This window comes from Micromonospora sp. NPDC126480 (genome assembly GCF_040302465.1).
Lineage (GTDB): Bacteria > Actinomycetota > Actinomycetes > Mycobacteriales > Micromonosporaceae > Micromonospora.
In genome coordinates, this window is record NZ_JBEORU010000013.1 from 27271 (window position 1) to 46212 (window position 18942).

The 18942-nt window shown below is 71.2% G+C and carries 20 protein-coding genes; 6 read left to right on the forward strand and 14 right to left on the reverse strand.

Translation table 11 applies throughout. The features are described from left to right. The first annotated feature begins 34 nt into the window (after nucleotides 1–34). Together adh and ABTW87_RS14460 are read left to right on the forward strand one after the other, a co-directional pair. Entirely contained in the window at nucleotides 35–1540 is a 1506-nt protein-coding gene (gene adh / locus ABTW87_RS14455) for an aldehyde dehydrogenase (RefSeq protein WP_350651276.1), read from the forward strand. Continuing rightward, nucleotides 1540–1881, forward strand: coding sequence for a DUF779 domain-containing protein (locus tag ABTW87_RS14460; RefSeq protein ID WP_502891581.1), 342 nt, complete (start codon nucleotides 1540–1542; stop codon nucleotides 1879–1881). The genes adh and ABTW87_RS14460 overlap by 1 nt, the downstream gene beginning before the upstream one ends. 98 nt (nucleotides 1882–1979) lie before the next feature. Here the strand turns inward: ABTW87_RS14460 and ABTW87_RS14465 are convergent, their stop codons facing one another. The 9 genes from ABTW87_RS14465 to ABTW87_RS14505 form a co-directional block, all read right to left on the reverse strand. Continuing rightward, entirely contained in the window at nucleotides 1980–2690 is a 711-nt protein-coding gene (locus ABTW87_RS14465) for a G5 domain-containing protein (RefSeq protein ID WP_350651277.1), read from the reverse strand. A 264-nt stretch (nucleotides 2691–2954) separates the two neighbouring features. After that, nucleotides 2955–3806 carry an endonuclease domain-containing protein gene (locus ABTW87_RS14470; RefSeq protein WP_350651278.1) on the reverse strand — a complete coding sequence of 284 codons (852 nt, stop codon included), beginning with the start codon at nucleotides 3804–3806 and terminating at the stop codon, nucleotides 2955–2957. 234 nt (nucleotides 3807–4040) lie between these two features. Further along, nucleotides 4041–5054: an agmatinase gene (gene speB / locus ABTW87_RS14475; RefSeq protein WP_350651279.1), complete on the reverse strand. Its 1014-nt coding sequence runs from the start codon at nucleotides 5052–5054 to the stop codon at nucleotides 4041–4043. Further along, complete coding sequence (locus ABTW87_RS14480) at nucleotides 5051–6253, reverse strand: saccharopine dehydrogenase family protein (RefSeq protein WP_350651280.1); 1203 nt, start codon at nucleotides 6251–6253, stop codon at nucleotides 5051–5053. Before ABTW87_RS14480 ends, speB begins: the two co-directional genes overlap by 4 nt. After that, nucleotides 6253–7695 (reverse strand): NAD(P)/FAD-dependent oxidoreductase, encoded by a 1443-nt coding sequence (locus tag ABTW87_RS14485; RefSeq protein ID WP_350651281.1) that lies wholly within the window; start codon nucleotides 7693–7695, stop codon nucleotides 6253–6255. The genes ABTW87_RS14480 and ABTW87_RS14485 overlap by 1 nt, the downstream gene beginning before the upstream one ends. After that, nucleotides 7692–8531 carry an ABC transporter permease gene (locus ABTW87_RS14490; RefSeq protein ID WP_350651282.1) on the reverse strand — a complete coding sequence of 280 codons (840 nt, stop codon included), beginning with the start codon at nucleotides 8529–8531 and terminating at the stop codon, nucleotides 7692–7694. Before ABTW87_RS14490 ends, ABTW87_RS14485 begins: the two co-directional genes overlap by 4 nt. Further along, nucleotides 8528–9442: an ABC transporter permease gene (locus tag ABTW87_RS14495; RefSeq protein ID WP_350651283.1), complete on the reverse strand. Its 915-nt coding sequence runs from the start codon at nucleotides 9440–9442 to the stop codon at nucleotides 8528–8530. The genes ABTW87_RS14490 and ABTW87_RS14495 overlap by 4 nt, the downstream gene beginning before the upstream one ends. Further along, nucleotides 9439–10593: an ABC transporter ATP-binding protein gene (locus ABTW87_RS14500; protein ID WP_350651284.1), complete on the reverse strand. Its 1155-nt coding sequence runs from the start codon at nucleotides 10591–10593 to the stop codon at nucleotides 9439–9441. The genes ABTW87_RS14495 and ABTW87_RS14500 overlap by 4 nt, the downstream gene beginning before the upstream one ends. Nucleotides 10594–10598: 5 nt before the next feature. Beyond that, nucleotides 10599–11783, reverse strand: a complete 1185-nt coding sequence (locus ABTW87_RS14505; RefSeq protein ID WP_350651285.1) for a polyamine ABC transporter substrate-binding protein — start codon at nucleotides 11781–11783, stop codon at nucleotides 10599–10601. 207 nt (nucleotides 11784–11990) lie between these two features. On the opposite strand from ABTW87_RS14505, the gene ABTW87_RS14510 reads away from it, so the two are divergent. Further along, nucleotides 11991–12503 carry an Lrp/AsnC family transcriptional regulator gene (locus tag ABTW87_RS14510; RefSeq protein ID WP_130321813.1) on the forward strand — a complete coding sequence of 171 codons (513 nt, stop codon included), beginning with the start codon at nucleotides 11991–11993 and terminating at the stop codon, nucleotides 12501–12503. A 13-nt stretch (nucleotides 12504–12516) separates the two neighbouring features. Here ABTW87_RS14510 and ABTW87_RS14515 read toward each other — a convergent pair whose 3' ends face one another. Further along, nucleotides 12517–12711: a DUF397 domain-containing protein gene (locus ABTW87_RS14515; RefSeq protein WP_350651286.1), complete on the reverse strand. Its 195-nt coding sequence runs from the start codon at nucleotides 12709–12711 to the stop codon at nucleotides 12517–12519. Further along, nucleotides 12702–13472, reverse strand: a complete 771-nt coding sequence (locus tag ABTW87_RS14520; RefSeq protein ID WP_350651287.1) for a helix-turn-helix domain-containing protein — start codon at nucleotides 13470–13472, stop codon at nucleotides 12702–12704. Before ABTW87_RS14520 ends, ABTW87_RS14515 begins: the two co-directional genes overlap by 10 nt. 515 nt (nucleotides 13473–13987) lie before the next feature. Here ABTW87_RS14520 and ABTW87_RS14525 point away from each other — a divergent pair. Together ABTW87_RS14525 and ABTW87_RS14530 are read left to right on the forward strand one after the other, a co-directional pair. Further along, the gene (locus ABTW87_RS14525) at nucleotides 13988–15334 is read left to right on the forward strand and encodes an aspartate aminotransferase family protein (protein WP_350651288.1); all 1347 of its coding nucleotides are present in this window, start codon (nucleotides 13988–13990) and stop codon (nucleotides 15332–15334) included. Between the two features lie 64 nt (nucleotides 15335–15398). Continuing rightward, complete coding sequence (locus ABTW87_RS14530) at nucleotides 15399–16775, forward strand: NAD(P)/FAD-dependent oxidoreductase (RefSeq protein ID WP_350651289.1); 1377 nt, start codon at nucleotides 15399–15401, stop codon at nucleotides 16773–16775. Nucleotides 16776–16876: 101 nt separating this feature from the next. On the opposite strand, the gene ABTW87_RS14535 is transcribed toward ABTW87_RS14530, so the two are convergent. Further along, nucleotides 16877–17239 (reverse strand): DUF3499 domain-containing protein, encoded by a 363-nt coding sequence (locus ABTW87_RS14535; RefSeq protein WP_350651290.1) that lies wholly within the window; start codon nucleotides 17237–17239, stop codon nucleotides 16877–16879. A gap of 153 nt (nucleotides 17240–17392) precedes the next feature. Between ABTW87_RS14535 and ABTW87_RS14540 the strand changes: the two genes are divergently transcribed. Beyond that, nucleotides 17393–17842 (forward strand): metallopeptidase family protein, encoded by a 450-nt coding sequence (locus ABTW87_RS14540; RefSeq protein ID WP_350651291.1) that lies wholly within the window; start codon nucleotides 17393–17395, stop codon nucleotides 17840–17842. Nucleotides 17843–17913: 71 nt separating this feature from the next. Here ABTW87_RS14540 and ABTW87_RS14545 read toward each other — a convergent pair whose 3' ends face one another. Together ABTW87_RS14545 and ABTW87_RS14550 are read right to left on the reverse strand one after the other, a co-directional pair. Further along, nucleotides 17914–18171, reverse strand: coding sequence for a WhiB family transcriptional regulator (locus tag ABTW87_RS14545; RefSeq protein WP_013731688.1), 258 nt, complete (start codon nucleotides 18169–18171; stop codon nucleotides 17914–17916). 446 nt (nucleotides 18172–18617) lie between these two features. Further along, entirely contained in the window at nucleotides 18618–18941 is a 324-nt protein-coding gene (locus ABTW87_RS14550) for a phospholipase (protein WP_350651292.1), read from the reverse strand. Nucleotide 18942 lies beyond the last annotated feature (1 nt).

The window sequence follows — 18942 nt, forward strand, 5'->3', positions numbered from 1 at the left end:
GCCATCCACCCCCAACGGATCGGCGGAGGTACCCATGACGCGCTACGACGCGCCCACCCACTGGCAGTCCCGCTACGACCACTTCATCGGCGGGGAGTACGTGAAGCCGCACGGTGGGCGGTACTTCGAGAACCCGACCCCGGTGACCGGGCAGCCGTTCTGCGAGGTGGCCCGGGGCACCGCCGAGGACGTCGAGCGGGCCCTCGACGCGGCGCACGGCGCCGCCGACGCCTGGGGCCGCACCCCGGTCGCCGAGCGGGCGCTGATCCTCAACCGGATCGCCGACCGGATGGAGGAGAACCTGGAGTCCCTCGCGGTCGCCGAGACCTGGGAGAACGGCAAGCCGGTCCGGGAGACGCTCGCCGCCGACATTCCGCTCGCGATCGACCACTTCCGGTACTTCGCCGGCGCGATCCGGGCACAGGAGGGCTCGCTCGGCGAACTCGACGACGACACCGTCGCGTACCACTTCCACGAGCCGCTCGGCGTGGTCGGGCAGATCATCCCGTGGAACTTCCCGCTGCTCATGGCCACCTGGAAGCTGGCCCCGGCGCTCGCGGCCGGCAACGCGGTGGTGCTCAAGCCGGCCGAGCAGACGCCCGCGTCGATCCACCACTGGCTGTCGCTGGTGGCCGACCTGCTGCCGTCCGGCGTGGTCAACGTCGTCAACGGTTTCGGCGTCGAGGCCGGCAAGCCGCTCGCGTCCTCCCCGCGGGTGGCGAAGGTGGCGTTCACCGGGGAGACCACCACCGGGCGGCTGATCATGCAGTACGCCAGCGAGAACATCAAGCCGGTCACGCTCGAGCTGGGCGGCAAGAGCCCGAACATCTTCTTCGACGACGTCAGCGCGTCGCGCGACGACTTCTTCGACAAGGCGCTCGAAGGCTTCACGATGTTCGCCCTGAACCAGGGCGAGGTGTGCACCTGCCCGTCGCGGGCGCTGATCCAGCAGGGGCACTACGCGGACTTCCTGGCCGCGGCGGTTTCCCGGACGCGGGACGTGCGGCAGGGCCACCCGCTCGACACCGAGACGATGATCGGCGCGCAGGCGTCCAACGACCAGCTCGAGAAGATCCTGTCCTACCTGGACATCGGCCGGCAGGAGGGCGCTCGCGTGTTGACCGGCGGCGGGCGGGCGGACCTGGGCGGCGAGCTGTCCGGCGGGTACTACGTCGAGCCGACGATCTTCGAGGGCGACAACTCGATGCGGATCTTCCAGGAGGAGATCTTCGGCCCGGTCGTGTCGGTGACCTCGTTCGCCGACCTGGACGACGCCGTGAAGATCGCCAACGACACCCTGTACGGGCTCGGCGCCGGCGTCTGGACGCGGGACATGAACACCGCGTACCGGGCCGGGCGGGCCATCCAGGCCGGCCGGGTCTGGACGAACTGCTACCACGCGTACCCGGCGCACGCCGCGTTCGGCGGGTACAAGCAGTCCGGCATCGGCCGGGAGAACCACAAGATGATGCTGGAGCACTACCAGCAGACCAAGAACCTGCTGGTCAGCTACTCCCCGAAGAAGCTGGGCTTCTTCTGATGTCCGTCGTCTCGCTGACTCCCGCGGCGGCCGAGTTGATCCGGTCGCTGCGGGAGCGGCACGGGGCGTTGATGTTCCACCAGTCCGGCGGCTGCTGCGACGGCAGCGCCCCGATGTGCTTCCCGGCGGGCGAGTTCCGCACCGGCGGGTCGGACGTGCTGCTCGCCAGCCTCGCCGTGGACGGTGTGCCCGAGCCGGTCGAGTTCTGGATGTCCACGTCCCAGTGGGAGCTGTGGAAACACACGAGGCTGACGGTCGACGTGGTCCCCGGCCGGGGCAGCGGCTTCAGCCTGGAAGCCCCCGAAGGCGTCCGCTTCCTGATCCGCTCCACTGTGGCCTGACCCCCGCTTTCCCCGGTCGATCATGGAGTTGTGGTGGGCGAAGGGCCATGAATTACCCCTTTTACGTGGCACCACAACTCCATGATCGACGAGATCAGTCAGTCGCAGCCCCAGCCGTCGTTGTCGCGGTCCAGGTCGTAGATGTCCGTGCCGATGACCTTGACGGGGCCGGTCACGTATGCCGGGCCGTTGCCGCCGCCGCCGGCGCAGTCCACGTCGCTGGCGATCGGGACACACGGGCTGTAGTTCGGGTCGCAGCGCGACGCGGGCTTGGTGCCGACCGCGACGACCTCGGTGACCGGCTTCTTCGTGACCTCCGAGCCGATCAGCTTCCGGCCGGTCTGCACCCCGTCGGTGACCGTGACCTCGTAGGTCAGCGTGCGGACGCCGTCGACGCCCCGGGTCCGGACGACCCGCTTCCCCTGGGCGAGCGACGAGTCCTTGACGGTGCGGGTGGCGTGCGGGATGCGCTGCGTCGCGGTCACGGTCCGCACCTCCACCACCGGAGACGGCATCGGGCTGGCCGCCGTCGCCGACGGGGTGACCTCGGACGGTTGCTCGCTCGGCGTACTCTCGCTCGGCGCGCTTTCTGCGGAAGCGGCGACGACCGGCTCCGGCGCCGCGTCGGCGGACGTGCCGGTGCGCTGCGGCTGCGGCTCACCGAACACGGCACTCACGACCGCCGTGCCGGCGCAACAGAGGAGTACGACTGACAGCAACGCACCGCCGAGGATCACCGATGCCCGGCGGCCGGGGCCGAGCCGGTGGAACCAGGTGGGGGAGGGCTGATTCGAGAGTGGTTGAGTCACCCTCACGAGTCTCGTCAGCAGGACTCTCTCCAGAATCCCCCGCCACGGCGGTCACCGCCACCAGTCGAGCACTGTGGGTGACCATCAGGATGCCTCGATCCATCGACCGTCCCTCCGGCCCTGGCGCATTCGTGAGCGTCCCACTGCCGATCGGCGACCCCGGCATCGACCCCACGGCTCACCGACCGTCGATCATGGAGTTGCGGTGGGCGGATTGACCAGATAAGCACCGTTCACAGGCACCACAACTCCATGATCGACGGGTCAGGAGCGCAGCAGGTCGGCCACGGTCGCCACTATGTGGCGTGGGTGGCGGTAGAGGTCGCGGTCCGTGAAGTACCTGACCCGCCAGCCGTGCGCGGCCAGCCAGTTCATCCTCGAGCGGTCATGCCGTAAGCGCTCACGGTCGAGGTGTGACGCCCCGTCGTACTCGAGGCCGATGCGCCGCCTGCGATAGCCGAGGTCCAGCCGGTAGAGGGGCACACCGGCCTCGTCCGGCACCCAGAGCTGCGGCTCAGGACACGGCAGTCCACCATCGACAAGCAGGAGCCGCAGTTGGCTTTCCTGCCGGCATTCCGAGCGCGGATCAGCTAGCTGAACGAGTCGCCGCGCCTGACAGACTCCGCGCAGACCGGAGTGCCAGGCGACCTCCGACGCGAGATCCTCGCGTCGACACGCTCCGCCACGAAGGCAGGCGTCGAGCACCGGCAGGGCATCCATCCGGGGTAGCACCCGTGCCAGGTCGACGGCGCACCGGGATGCGGGCGCGCACGGCACCCCGGCCACCAGCACCGGATCGCGGACCGGCAGTACGGACTCGTGCGCGACGACTCCGGCTATCTGCGGTACGACCGACCCGGCCGGCACGATGACGTGGATGTCACGGGTTCCGGACATCCCGAACCCGTGCAGCCCGGCGCCGGTGTGGAAACCGGCGACCGCACCGTAGGGCAGCCGGCGGAACGTCGCCTGGAGGCGTGCGGCGAAGCTGTCGTCCGGCCCATAGACACCGCGGGTCAGCCGCTTCAGTTGCCCGCTGGCGGTCTGCCTCCGCACGACCTCACGGCTGTGCCCGGCGGCGAGCAGCTCCGAATAACGATGTGGTTCCTCTGGCACAACCGCAGACTGTTCAGCCCGGACGTCGGCCCCGCCACCCGCAACTACCGTCCTGTGGACAACCAGGCGCCCTGTGGACAACCCCCGAAACGACCCCAGATCTGCTATGGCACTAGCGCCGACACTCTCGTCGATCATGGAGTTGTGGCGCCTCAGATAAGCCGCAAATGCCTACCAACCGGCCACCACAACTCCATGATCGACAGGAGCGGGGGTGGGGGGCCGGGAGGGGGATCAGCGGGAGTCTAGTAAGGGTTGGGTTGGGGTCCAGGGCAGGCCGCCGGCGGCGTCGCGGCGGCGTCTCGCGATCGCGGAGAGGGATTCCAGGACTACGCGGTTGCCCAGGTACGCGGTGATGTCGGCGTGGTCGTACGGCGGGGCGACCTCGACCACGTCGACTCCCACGACGGGCAGTTCGTAGCAGACCCGGCGGACCGCGTCGAGGAGCTGCCGCGACGTGAGGCCGCCCGGTTCGGGAGTGCCGGTGCCGGGTGCCATGCCGGGGTCGACCACGTCCACGTCGACGGAGAGGAACACGCCCTCGCACTCGTCCACCGCGATGTCGAACGCCTCGGTGAGGCAGACGTCCAGGCCGCGCGCCACCAGCTCGGTCATCTCGTACGACCGCATCCGCTGCTCGGCCATCCAGGACAGCACGGAGGGGCCGGGCCAGTAGCCGCGCAGGCCGATCTGGAGGAACCGGTCGCCGCGTACCGCGCCGGACTCGATGAGCCGCCGCATCGGCTGGCCGTGCCCCTGCAGGGAGCCGAACTCGACGTCCCCGGTGTCGGCGTGCGCGTCGAAGTGCACAAGCGACACCCGTCCGAGCCCGTGGTGCCGGGCCACCCCGGTGGCGTCGGGCAGGGCGATGGAGTGGTCGCCGCCGAGGACGACCGGGATCGCCCCGGCCGACGCCACCGCGAACACGGCCTCCTCGAGGGCGGACAACGACCGCTCGATGTCGCCGGAGAACATCTCCACGTCGCCGGCGTCGTAGACGCGCAGGTCCCGCAACGCGTCCACGCGGAAGGCGAGCGAGGGGCGGGAGCCGTCGTGCGGCAGGTAGCAGGCCTGCCGGATGGCCGACGGTCCGAACCGGGTGCCGGGCCGGTGCGACGTGCCGCCGTCGAACGGCGCACCGATGATGACCACGTCGGCGTCGGCGTAGGTGACCGGCTCGCCGAGCGTGCAGGGCGGCACCCCGAGGAACGTGATGTCGGGGCCGTACATGGGTCCGTAGCGGGTCACCGCTCCTCCATTCCCCACGGCGAGCCGTAGGCGGTCAGCAGGTCGAGGAAGGGCACCGGCGGGAACGCCTCCGGGCCGAGCACGCCGGTACCGGACCAGGCGCCGCCGGCCAGCAGTTCCAGCGCCACGACCGGGTTCACCGCCGTCTGCCAGACGACGGCCTGGTGGCCGTACTCCGCCATCGACCATTCGTTGTCGACCACGTGGTACAGGTACACCTCGCGCGGTTGCCCGTCGACGCCGGTCCCACGGACCCAGGTGCCGGCGCAGGTCTTGCCGCGCATCCGGTCGCCGAGGGTGGCCGGGTCGGGCAGGCAGGCCGCCACCACGTCGCGGGGCGAGACCGACACGCCGCCGACCCGGACCGGCGACGTCGACGAGAGGCCGAGCTTGTGCAGCGTCTTCAGCACCTCGATGAACTCGTTGCCGAGGCCGTACTTGAAGGTGACCCGCTTCGCCTCCACCCAGCGCGGGATCAGCAGCACCTCCTCGTGCTCGACGTTCACGCACTCGACCGGGCCGATCCCCTCCGGGAAGTGGAACACCTCGGGCTCGGAGAACGGCGGGGTCGTGTACCAGCCCCGGCCGGCCTCCCAGATGACCGGCGGGTTCAGGCACTCCTCGATTGTCGTCCAGATCGAGAACGACGGCGCGAAGTCGTACCCGTCCACGGTGAGGTTTGCCCCGTCGCGGACGCCGATCTCGTCGATCTCACCGAACAGCTCGTCGGCGGCGTACCGGGCGAACACGTCGGACAGGCCCGGCTCGACCCCGATGCCGCACAGCGCCAGCCGGCCGGCGTCCGTCCACGCGGCGGACCGGGTGAACTGCTCGTCGCCCAGTTTGACCCCGGTTTCGGCATGCGGCCGGGACGGGTGCGGGTGGGACAGCGACATCGCCATGTCGAGGTAGTCGGCCCCGGCGGCGTAGGCGCCGTCGAAGATCGGCATGACGAAGCGCGGGTCGACGGCGTTGAGCACGTGCGTGATCCGGTGCTCCCGGCAGAGCGCGGCGACCGCGTCGGCCGAGGAGGCGTCGACCGCCGCGGCGACGAAGCGCCCGTCCCGGCCGGTCACGGCACGCGACGCGCGGCCCAGGTCGTGGTCGGCGACGACCATGGTCTCGAAGAAGGTACGCCGGGCGGCGATGGATACGGCGGCGGAGCCGACGCCACCGGCGCCGACGAGCAGGATGCGCATCAGGAATCGAACCCCAGTCCAAGGCGGTCGAGAGTACGGAGCCAGAGGTTGCGCCGGCCCTGCCGCTCGTCGGCGCGGGCGAGGGACCAGCGGGTGAGGTGGATGCCGGCGGCCCGGACGGGTTCCGGCGGGAACGGCAGCGGCTTGCCGCGCACCAGGTCGAGCCGGGTCAGCGGGGTGTCCTCGCCGGCGAGCAGGTCGAGCATCACGCGGGCGCCGAAGCGGGTCGCGCCGACGCCGAGCCCGGTGTAGCCGGCCGCGTACGCCAGCCGCCCCTCGTGGGCGGTGCCGAAGAACGGGCAGAACCGGGTGCTGGTGTCGATGACGCCGCCCCAGCGGTGGCTGAACCGCAACCCGTCGAGCTGCGGGAACGTGGTGAAGAAGTGCTGAGCCAGAGCCGTGAAGGTGGCGGCGCGCTGTTCCAGTGCGGGCGCGACCCGGTTGCCGTAGTGGTAGACCGCGTCGTACCCGCCGAAGAGGATCCGCCCGTCGCCGGTGATCCGGTAGTAGTGGAACTGGTTGCCGGTGTCCGCGAGCCCTTGCCGGTTGGTCCAGCCGATCGATTTCCGCTGGGCGTCGGTCAGCGGCTCGGTCATCAGCGCGTAGTCGTACACCGGGACGATCCACGCGCGCAGGCGGCGCAGCAGCGGCGGGAACGCGTTCGTCGCCAGCACCACCTGCCGGGCACGCACCTGCCCCGGCGCGGCCTCCGCGCCCCCGGCGGTGGTCGCCCGCAACGCCGCGCCGTCGCGGCGCAGGCCGGTGACCCGGGTGTGCTCGTGGATCCGTACGCCCAGGTCGCGGGCGGCCCGGCGCAGTCCCCAGGCCAGCTTCGCCGGGTCGACCATCGCCACCCGGTCGCGGTCCCAGAGCCCACCGAGGTACGTCGGTGAGTCCACCTCGGCACGCACCTCGTCGGCGTCGAGCAGGGTGACGTCGTGCCCGTACCGCCGGGCCAGCTCCGCGTCCTCGGCGAGCCCGGCGAGCTGGTACGGCTCGACCGCCACCGACAGCTCGCCGGTGCGTTCGAAGTCGCAGTCGATGCCGTACGCCTCGACGGTCGCCGCGATGCCGTCGAGGTTCTCCCGGCCGAGGCGGTCCAGCTCGGCGATCTCGTGCGGGAACCGCTCGACGCCGTTGGCGAGGCCGTGGGTGAGCGACGCGGCGCAGAAGCCGCCGTTGCGCCCGGACGCCGCCCAGCCGCAGGTGCCCGCCTCGACCAGCAGCACGTCCCGGTCGGGGTGGTCCTGCTTGGCGAGCAGCGCCGTCCACAGCCCGGAGTAGCCGCCGCCGACGACGAGCAGGTCGGTGTCGGTGGTGCCGTGCAGCGGCGGCAGCGGGTCGGGACGTTCGGGCCGGTCGAGCCAGTACGGCACGGGTGCCGCGTCGGCGAGGGTCCGCGCCACCGGGTGGGCGGTCCGGCCGGTATGGGAGCCGGTCATGACCGGCCGCCCGCCTGCCCGACGGCCACGGGCGCGGCGACCGCGGCCCGGCGGGCCCGCCGCCCGCGCAGCGTGGTGGCCAGCACCAGCAGCAGCGCGATCGCGAACATCGCGGTGCCGATGACGTTGACCTGCGGCGGGATGCCCCGCTGGGCGGCGCCCCAGACGTACATCGGGAACGTGACGGTGGTGCCGGAGTTGAAGTTCGTGATGATGAAGTCGTCGAACGACAGCGAGAAGGCGAGCAGCGCGGCGGCCACGATGCCGGGCAGCACCAGCGGGAGGGTGATCCGGCGGAACGTCTGCCACTCGCTGGCGTAGAGGTCCATCGCGGCCTCCTCCAGCCGCCGGTCCATGCCGGACAGCCGCGCCTTCACGGTGACCACCACGAACGACACGCAGAACATGACGTGCGCGATGACCACGGTCCAGAAGCCGAGCGGCACCCCGCCGGCGACGAACAGCGCGAGCAGCGACGTGCCCATGACCAGCTCTGGCGTCGCCATCGGCAGGAAGATCAGCACGTTGATCCCGGACCGGCCGCGGAAGGCGTGCCGGGCCAGGGCGAACGCCATGAGCGTGCCGAGGACGGTGGCGACGACGGTCGAGATGAACCCGATCTGCACGCTGCGCACGACCGCGTCGCACATGTCCGAGGTGGCGCAGGGATTGCGCCAGTTGTCGAGGGTGAACTCGTTGAAGTCGTACGACAGGCGGCTCGACGGCCGGTTGAAGGAGAGGGCGGCGACCACGGCGATCGGCAGGAACAGGTAGCCGAGCACGAGCAGCGCGACGCCCATCACCCAGCGGTCGGCCAGCCAGCGGGAGAACCTCATAGAACTTCCTCCGTGCCGGCCTTGCGCAGGTACACGAACACCACCGCGAGGATCGCCGCCATCAGCAGGAACGACAGCGCCGCGCCCTGCGGGTAGTCCAGCCGGACCAGGAACGCCGAGTCGATGACGTTACCGATCATGTACTCGTTGGGCGTGCCGAGCAGTTCGGCGTTGATGTAGTCGCCGGTCGCCGGGATGAAGAACAGCAGCGTGCCGGCGATCAGGCCGGGCATCGACAGCGGCAGCGTGACCCGCCGGAACGTCTGGAGCGGGCTCGCGTACAGGTCGCTCGCCGCCTCCAGCAGCCGGTAGTCGAGCCGCTCCAGGCTCGCGTACAGCGGCAGCACCAGGAACGGCAGGAAGTTGTACGTCAGGCCGAGCACCACCGCGACCGGGGTGGCCAGCAGCCGGCCGTCGGGGCCGAGCAGGTGGATGTCGCGTAGCAGGCCGACCAGCCAGCCGTTGTCGGACAGGATCGTCTTCCAGGCCAGGGTGCGCACCAGGAAGCTGGTGAACATCGGCGCGACCACGCAGACCAGCAGCAGGTTCTTCCACCGGCCGGCCTTCTGGGCGATCGCGTACGCCAGCGGGTAGCCCATCAGCAGCGCCAGGACCAGGGCGATGCCGGCGTACAGGAACGAGCGGCTGAACTGCGGCCAGTACGTCTGGAGCGCCTCCGGGTAGTTGCCGAACGCCCAGGTCATCGCGTACCCGGTGGCGAGCGAGCCGGTGGGGTCGTACAGGCTGGCCGCGGCGAGCTGGAGAAGTGGCAGGGCGAAGAACAGGAACAACCAGGCCGCGCCGGGAAGGAGCAGGAGGTACGGCAGGAGCCGGTACCGCCCGCGCCGGGCGGCCGGCGGCGGGGAGGACGCCGCCGACTGCCCGGTCGGCACATGAGCGAGGACGGTCATGAGCTGGCACCAACCGGCTCGTCGAGCACCGGGGTGGTGCGGTCGTCCTCGCCCGGCTCCCGCGGCAGCAGGAACGCGTGCCGCGGGTCCCAGTACGCCACCGCCGCACCGCCGACCGGTAGCTGCTGGTGAACGCCGCTGTTCGCCACGAACACCGACAGCTCGCTCCCCCAGCTCGTCCGCAGCAGGTACTGGGTGCTCACCCCCACGTAGGAGGCGTCGGTGACCACGCCGTCGACGTGCTGGTGGCCGCTGGGAACCTGGTCGGCGGAGCCGGCCAGGTGCAGCTTCTCCGGGCGTACCCCGAGGTAGACCGGGCCCCGGTCGGCGCGTGCGCGGGCGGCGGGCACCGAGAAGCGGCTGCCGTGCGCCGAGACCGGGACCTCGTCCCCGGCGGGCCCGGCGGCCTCGCCGGCGAGCAGGTTGGACTGGCCGAGGAAGTTCGCGACGAAGGCGGTCGCCGGGAACTCGTAGATGTCGGCGGGCGCGCCGAGCTGCTCGATCCGGCCGGCGTTCATCACCGCGACCGTGTCGGCCATCGTCATGGCCTCCTCCTGGTCGTGGGTGACGTGCACGAAGGTGATGCCGACCTCGGTCTGGATCCGCTTCAACTCGATCTGCATCTGCCGGCGCAGCTTCAGGTCGAGCGCGCCGAGCGGCTCGTCCAGCAGCAGCACCTGCGGGTGGTTGATGAGGGCCCGGGCCAGTGCGACACGTTGCTGCTGCCCGCCGGAGAGCTGGGCGGGGCGGCGCTTGCCGAAGCCGTCGAGCTGCACCAGCGACAGCATCCGCTGGACCTCGTCGTCCACCTTGCGGATGCCGCGCCGGCGCAGCCCGAAGGCCACGTTCTCGGCGATGTCGAGGTGCGGGAACAGCGCGTACGACTGGAACACCGTGTTCACCGGCCGCTTGTACGGGCGCAGCCGGGCGATGTCCCGGTCGCCGAGCAGGACCTGCCCGCCGGTCGGCTCCTCCAGCCCGGCGATCATCCGCAGCGTGGTGGTCTTGCCGCAGCCGGACGCGCCGAGCAGGGCGAAGAAGGAGCCCTGCGGGATGGTCAGGCTGAGGTCGTCCACCGCGGTGAAGACGCCGAACCGCTTGGTGAGGTTGGCGAGCCGGAGGTCACCGGCCGGTGTCGCGTCGTGCCCCATCCTCGTCACGCTCCGATGACCTGCTGGAACTTGCGCTCGTACTCGCTCTCCTGCTTCTCGTCCAGCGCCATGAACACCTTGGACTTCGACAGCATCGCCTCGTCCGGGAAGATCAGCGGGTTGGCCGCCAGCTCCGGGTCGATCTTCTCCATCTCGGCCTGGGCGCCCTGGACCGGGCAGATGTAGTTGACGTACGCGGCGAGCCGCGCGGCGACCGCCGGGTCGTAGTAGTAGTTGATGAGCTGCTCGGCGTTCGCCTTGTGGGTGGCCTTGTTCGGCACCATCATGTTGTCCGACCAGAGCATGACGCCCGAATCCGGCACCACGAACTTGATCTTCTCGTCCTCGAAGCCGAGCTGGATCACGTCACCGGACCAGGCGATGCACGCGGCGATGTCGCCCTTGGCCAGGTCCGGCGCGTAGTCGTTGCCGGTGAACTTGCGGATCTGGCCGGAGTCGACTGCCTTCTTGAGCTTGTTGAGCGCGTCGTCGAACTGCGCGGCGGTGAAGTTGGCCGGGTCGTGGCCGTTCGACTGGAGCAGCAGGCCCATCGTGTCGCGCATCTCGGACAGCGCCGTCACCTTGCCCTTGAGGTCGGGGCGGGTGAGCAGCTCGTCGACCGTACGGATCTCCTTGGTGACGTTGCCGTTGTAGGCGACGCCGGCGAGGCCGGACTGCCACGGGACGGCGAGCTGGCTCTCCGGGTCGAAGGAGCGGTTGCGCAGCGAGGAGAGGAGGTTCGCCTCGACGTTCGGCAGCTTCGACTTGTCGAGCTTCTGGACCCAGCCGAGCCGGATCATCCGGGCCGCCATCCAGTCGGTGACGACGAACATGTCCCGCCCGGTGCCCTGGCAGGCGGCGAGCTGGTTCTGCACCTTGCCGAAGAACTCGTTGTTGTCGTTGACGTCCTCGGTGTAGGTCACCTCGATGCCGGTCTTCGTGACGAACTCGTCAAGGGTGGGCCGCTTCGACTCGTCGTTCTCGTCGACGTCCATGTACTGCGGCCAGTTCGAGAAGGCCAGGGTCTTCTCGTTCGCGGAGAGGTCCTCGCTGACGCAGCCGGCCTCGGTCTGCGTCGCGGCTTTCGTGCCGCAGCCGGCGAGCGAGCCGCCGGCGGCGAGCAGCGCCGCCGAGCCGAGGGTGCCGGTCAGCAGTCCACGCCGGGTGAGGGGCCGAAAGGGAGTACGCATGTGACGACTCCTAAGGGGTCAGCGTCGGCGACGCGGGACGGGGGTGGCGCGCCGGCGGGAGGGTCAAGTGCGGTGGACGACTGATCCTGACATGGGGTGACCTTCCTTACAAGGGATTCCGTTGCGGGAATAGCCTCTGGCAACGAAATACGCCAGACTGCGCGATGGCACTAGGCTCATCCCGGGAACGGACATGGGGAGCGGTCGATGACGAACCGGAACCACGACAACGGCAACGGCGGGCGGCGCGTCACCGTCCGTGAAGGCGCCAGCCACGCTCTGCTCGATGACGTGGCCAAGCAGATCATCGAGCAGCTCCAGGAGGACGGCCGCCGGCCGTACGCGACGATCGGCAAGGCGGTCGGGCTCTCCGAGGCGGCGGTGCGCCAGCGGGTGCAGCGCCTGCTCGACGCCGGGGTGATGCAGATCGTGGCGGTCACCGACCCGCTCCAGCTCGGGTTCCCCCGCCAGGCCATGATCGGCCTGCGGACCAACGGGGACCTGGAGGCGGTGGCCGACCGGCTCGCCGAGCTGGACGAGGTCGACTACGTGGTCATCACCGCCGGCTCGTTCGACCTGCTCACCGAGGTGGTCTGCCGCAACGACGACCACCTGCTGGAGATCCTGCAACGGCTGCGCGCGGTCGAGGGCGTGCTGTCGACCGAGGCGTTCGTCTACCTCAAGCTGCGCAAGCAGACGTACACCTGGGGCACGGCCTGATCGGCGCGCCGGGTCAGGGGGCGCGCCGCGCGGTGGCGGCGACGAACGCGCGCCAGGCGCCGGGGCTGAACGCCAGGGTGCCGCCGTCGCGGTCCTTGCTGTCCCGCACCAGGACCCGGCCCGGCAGGTTGTCGGCCACCTCGACGCAGTTGCCGCCGTTGTTGCTGCTGCGGGTCGCGGTGCGCCAGCGGGCGTCGGTCATGTCCATGTCGTCGCCACTTCCCTGATCAGCTCGACGGACCGGCGACGGGGCAGCGCCTCACCGGTGACGCTCTCCCATCTCGCGCCCAGGCTAGCAATGTCGGCACGCTCGGTCACCATCTGACCGCGGAGCTGATTGTCCAGATAGGCCACCTCCTCGCCGTCCGGCATCCGGGCCAGCACGAACGGCCCGGCCAGGCCGGTGTGCCACGGGTGCTCCGCCGGGATCACCCGCACCTGCACGTGCTCCCGCTCGCCCGTCGCGGCCAGGTGCGCGAGCTGCCCGGCCATCACCGACCGGTCCCCCACCCGGCGACGCAGCACCACCTCGTCGATCACCACGACGAGCTGCATCGGGACCTCCCGGGCGAGCACCCGCTGCCGGTCGAGCCGCGACGCCACGATCTCCTCCACCTCGGCGGGCGGCAGCAGGCCGCCGGTCGACAGCACCGCCCGGGCGTACGCCTCGGTCTGGAGCAGCCCCGGCACCAGCAGCGGCTCGTAGGACCGGATCGAGGCGGCGTCCTGCTCCAGCTCGGCCCACGGCCGGAACCACGGCAGGTCGCGGCGGCGGAACGCCTCCGGCCAGAGTTCGGCGGCCTCCCGCCCGAGGATCTCCGCTACCGCGATCCGGGTCCGTGGATGCGGGATCCGGCCGTCGGCGAGCCAGCGGCCCGCCGTCTTCGGGTCGACGCCGACCTTCGCCGCCAGGGACTCGGCGGTCTCGCCCTTGTCCGCCATCGCCACCCGCAGTACCTCGTTGCCCATCGGCCCTCCCGTCCATGGTCACGTTGGGGCGCAGGTTAGCCACTGTGCGTGGCGGTGTCGCCGGTCTACCGGCGTGTTGCGGTCAGGACTGTTTCGCGCACTTCCGGACATCACGAAGAGCCCCGCGGATGCCCTGGACAGGTCGGTCAGCAAGGGGCGCAGGGGTCAGCCGATTCGCGCGCCATCCGCGCCCCGACCACCCCGCCGGACCCCCTTTGCTCTGCTTCAGCCCACGCACCATTTCGAAGCGGAACCTGTTGCGCCGGTTGAAGCAGAGCAAAGGGAGCGGCCAGGATGTCGGCCCGCATGCGCTGACGCACGGGCGGGCCGGCGGCGCCTCCGCCGACGTCCGGTACGGAATCCGTCGTAACTAACCGCTACGGCCTCGCGAATCCGTTGCATCATGCCCGTAGCGCAACCGATACCACTTGCCAGGAGGCCACGCGCTGTGGGATAACCGTGGTCACGAGCGGCCGGTGTCACCCCTGACCGGCCCGAGACCCGATGGGGCTGACATGGCCAACGCCACCGACCACCTCTGGATGCACTTCACCCGGATGGCGAGCTACTCCGCCGGCGAGGTACCGACAATCGTGCGCGGCGAGGGCGCGTACGTCTGGGACTCCCAGGGCCGGCGCTACCTGGACGGGCTCGCGGGGCTCTTCGTCGTCAACGCCGGCCACGGCCGCACCGAGCTGGCCGACGCCGCCGCCAAGCAGGCGAGCGAGCTGGCGTACTTCCCCCTGTGGTCGTACGCCCACCCGAAGGCCGTCGAGCTGGCCGAGAAGATCTCCACGCTGACCCCGGGCGACCTCAACCGGGTCTTCTTCACCACCGGCGGGTCGGAGGCCGTCGAGGCGGCATGGAAGCTCGCCCGGGCGTACTTCAAGCGCACCGGCAAGCCGACCAAGCACAAGGTGGTCAGCCGGTACATCGCCTACCACGGGACGTCGATGGGCGCGCTGTCGATCACCGGCCTGCCCGGAATCAAGACCGACTTCGAGCCGCTGGTGCCCGGCGGGATCAAGGTGCCGAACACCAACTTCTACCGGGCGCCCGAGCACGGCGACGACCCCGAGGCGTTCGGCCGCTGGGCCGCCGAGGAGATCGGCCGGGCCATCGAGCGGGAGGGGCCGGACACCGTCGCCGCCGTTTTCCTGGAGCCGGTGCAGAACTCCGGCGGCTGCTTCCCGCCGCCGCCCGGCTACTTCGAGCGGGTCCGGCAGATCTGCGACGCGTACGACGTCCTGCTCGTCTCCGACGAGGTGATCTGCTCGTGGGGCCGGCTGGGTGAATACTTCGGCGCCACCCGGTACGGCTACCAGCCCGACATCATCACCACCGCCAAGGGGATCACCTCCGGCTACGCCCCGCTCGGCGCGATGATCGCCAGCGACCGGCTGATGGAGCCGTTCCTCACCGAGACCGGGATGTTCGCCCACGGCGTGACCTTCGGCGGGCACCCCGTCTCCTGCGCCGTGGCCCTGGCCAACCTGGAGGTCTTCGCCCGCGAGGACCTGATCGGCCACGTACGGGCCAACGAGGCGGCGTTCCGCGCCACCCTGGAGAAGCTGCACGACCTGCCGATCGTCGGCGACGTACGCGGCGACGGGTACTTCTACGGAATCGAGCTGGTCAAGGACAAGGCGACCCGGGAGACGTTCGACGAGGCCGAGTCCGAGCGGCTGCTGCGCGGGTTCCTGTCCACCGCGCTCTTCTCCGCCGGCCTGTACTGCCGGGCCGACGACCGGGGCGACCCGGTCGTGCAGCTCGCCCCGCCGCTGATCGCCGAGCAGCAGCAGTTCGACGAGATGGAGCAGATCCTCCGGGCCGTCCTCACCGAGGCGTGGTCCCGGCTGTAGCTTCCGCATCCGCTCCGGCCGGGCCGACCCGTCCTCGGCCCGGCCACCGCCGTCAGGAGGACCCGTGCGCTACCCGGAGCTGTCGTACTGGCTGTCCACGGTGGACGAGCCGCTGGCGCCGCGCCCGTCGCTGCCCGGTGACACGCTCGCCGACGTGGTGATCGTGGGTGCCGGCTACACCGGGCTGTGGACGGCGTACTACCTGACAGCCGCCGACCCGACGCTGCGGGTCGTCGTGCTGGAGGCCGAGATCGCCGGGTACGGCGCGTCCGGCCGCAACGGCGGGTGGTGCTCCGCGCTCTTCCCGACGTCGCTGCCCGCGCTCGCCCGCCGGCACGGCCGGGACGCCGCGCTCGCCATGCAGCGCGCCATGCACGAAACGGTGCGCGAGGTCGGCCGGGTGGTCGCGGCGGAGGGCATCGACTGCGACTGGGCGTACGGCGGGACGGTCGTGCTCGCCCGCACCGCCGCGCAACTGGACCGGGCCCGCGCGGAGGTCGCCACGGCCCGGGCGTACGGGCTCGACGACGGTGACCTGGTGCTGCTGGACGCGACCGAGGCGTCCGCCCGGTGCGCCGCCGAGGGGGTGCTCGGCGGCACGTACACCCCGCACTGCGCGGCGGTGCACCCGGCGCGGCTGGTCCGCGGGCTCGCCCGCGCGGTGGAGCGCCGGGGGGTGACCATCCACGAGCGCACCCGGGTGACAGCGGTCCGCCCGGGCGCTGCGGTGACCCCGGCCGGCACGGTACGGGCGCCGGTCGTGGTCCGGGCCACCGAGGGGTACACGCCCGGGCTGCCCGGGCTGCGCCGGACCGTCGCGCCGGTGTACTCGCTCATGATCGCCACCGAGCCGCTCACCGCCGCGACGTGGGCCGCGATCGGGCTCGCCGCGCGGGAGACGTTCGCCGACCACCGGCACATGGTCATCTACGGTCAGCGCACCGGCGACGGGCGGCTGGCGTTCGGCGGGCGGGGTGCCCCCTACCACTTCGGCTCCCGGGTCCGCCCCGCGTACGACCGGGAGCCGCGGGTGTTCGCCGCGCTGCGGCGTACCCTCTCCGAGCTGTTTCCGGTGCTCGGCCCGGACGTGCCGGTGACCCACACCTGGGGCGGCCCGCTCGGCGTGGCCCGGGACTGGGCCGCGTCCGTCGGCCTGGACCGGGCGACGGGCCTGGCCTGGGCCGGCGGTTACGTCGGCGACGGCGTCGGCACCAGCAACCTGGCGGGCCGCACCCTGGCCGACCTGATCCGCGGCGAGGACAGCGACCTGACGGCGCTCCCCTGGGTCAACCACCGCTCCCCGAGATGGGAGCCGGAGCCGGTCCGGTGGCTGGCGGTGAACACCGGCCTCAAGATCATGCAGAGCGCCGACCGCGCCGAACTCCGCACCAGCCGCCCCTCCCGCCGGGCCGCCACCTTCACCCGCCTCCTGGGCCACTGACCCACCGGCCCGCCGGGGGGCCTAGTTGATCATGAAGTTGTAGCGGCGACGCGCCGACCCAAGGCGCTACAACTTCATGATCAACGCGGGGGTCTGCGGGGTCAGTGGGTGGGGGGGATTACTCGCAGGTGACCGCGGCGGCCGGTTGACGGGGTCGGGTCGTGAGGGTCGTCCGGAGGGCGGGGTGGGGCCGGGCGGGCGGCTTCGCGGACGGCTTCGGCCAGGGCGACGAGATCGTCCGTCGTAGGGGGCGGCGGCTCGAACTCACCCTCGTGGCGGACCACGTCCCAACCGCGCGGCGCGGTCAGGCTACGGGCGTGCGGCTCGCAGAGGTCGTACGTGTGCGGCTCGGCGAACGCGGCCAGCGGGCCCACCACGGCGGTGGACTCGTTGTAGACATAGGTCAATGTGGCGACCGCTTGCCGGGGGCAGCCGTTTCGGGAGCAGCGCCGTGGTGACCTCACGGCGGCAGGGTATCTCCATTACCGGCTCCGGCGCACCGGTTCGCGTTGCGACACGCCCGTCTTGGTGATCACAATTCCGCCGGTCCGGCGCCGCCGCGCCAGCGGGACGCCACTGCCGCGGGCCGGCGCAGGTCGGGGGCTACCCTGTGCGTCATGGGAAGCCCGGAACACCGCCGCCCCGGCTCCGGCCGGCGCACCCGCCGCGACCGCCACGGCCGCGGCCTGCGCGGCCGGCTCGTGCCGGCGACGGTGCCGCTGGCGCGGACCAAGGCCGAGGTCTTCGACGACCTCGTGCTGGACACCGTCGAGGCGCTGGAACGGCGGTTCGCCAAGGAGCTGGCGGGCGTCGAGTTCGCCGTGGAGGACGTGCCGCCGGAGCTCAACGTCTACGACTCCGACGTCCTCGAGGACGGCGAGGTGCCGCTGGCCCGCCTGCTGCCCGGCCGGCCGGGCCGCCAGGAGGTGCCGCCGCGGATCGTGCTCTACCGCCGGCCGCTCGAGTTCCGCGCGATGGACCGCGAGGACCTGGCGGACCTCGTCCACGACGTCATCATCGAGCAGGTGGCGAACCTGCTCGGGGTCGATCCGGACGAGCTGGCCTGAGTCGGCCATGACGACGCCCGGGCCGCGGAGCGGATCCGGAGCGGCCCCCACCACCCCGGACCGCCGCGACGTCAGGCGGCGCGCCGCTTGAGCTTGCGGCGCTCGCGCTCGGAGAGGCCTCCCCAGATGCCGAACCGCTCGTCGTGGCCGAGAGCGTATTCCAGGCATTCGGTCTTGACCTCGCAGCGCGAGCAGATCCGCTTCGCCTCGCGGGTCGAGCCGCCCTTCTCGGGAAAGAACGCCTCCGGGTCGGTCTGCGAGCACAACGCCCGCTCCTGCCACTCCGGCGCGTTACCGAGCAGGTCGGCCGCCTCAAGCTGGCCGTCCATCAATTGCCTCCTTGTCGCGCACCGGCGTCATCGCCGCTGCAACCCCCCACGCGAAAGGCGTGCTTGTCCGTCCGGTACCGATTTGTAGCGTTCCGTGCGAACAACCCCATTCAAATTACACGCGTGTAATGCGTGCGCCGTCAAGCCAAACTTGATAATGGAGTCGCCCTCCCGACACCATCCGGACGACCATCCGACCGCCCGGCCCCGCAACCTGCCCTATCGATTCAAACCCCGGCCGAGTAACGCCCTCTCCGGCGAGTTGCCGGAGTTTTCTCTTGTGGCGCCGGCGCGCCGGCTGGCCGGCGGTGCGGCGACCAGGATCGTTGATCTTGGTGAAGCACAGGTTAACGCGGCGGCGCCCGACCCGCCCGCCGAGCCGCCAAACACCGCGAGCGCCCTGCCCACAATGTGGACAGGGCGTGACGGCGGAAGCGGGCCTGGCCTCAGCCGGTCCCGCGGGGAGGGCTGGTCGGCCAGACGAACTCCGCGATCGCTCCACCCGGGACGTCAACCGAGCCGGCCGGCGTACGCTCGTCCCACCAGACGGTATAGCGGCCGGCGGGCAGATCCGGGTAGACCGCACTGTGGAAGGTGCCGTCCTGCACCCGGCGCTCCCGCACGGCCGAGTGGGTACGCGGCGCGCCGTCCCGGCTGATCTCGATCTCCTGACCACGCCGGCCCTGTCCGGTGTAGATGATCAACGCGCCGGTGTCGCCGCCCAGGTCGAGGACGACACTCCCCCGCTCCGAGGGCCCGTACGAATGCATC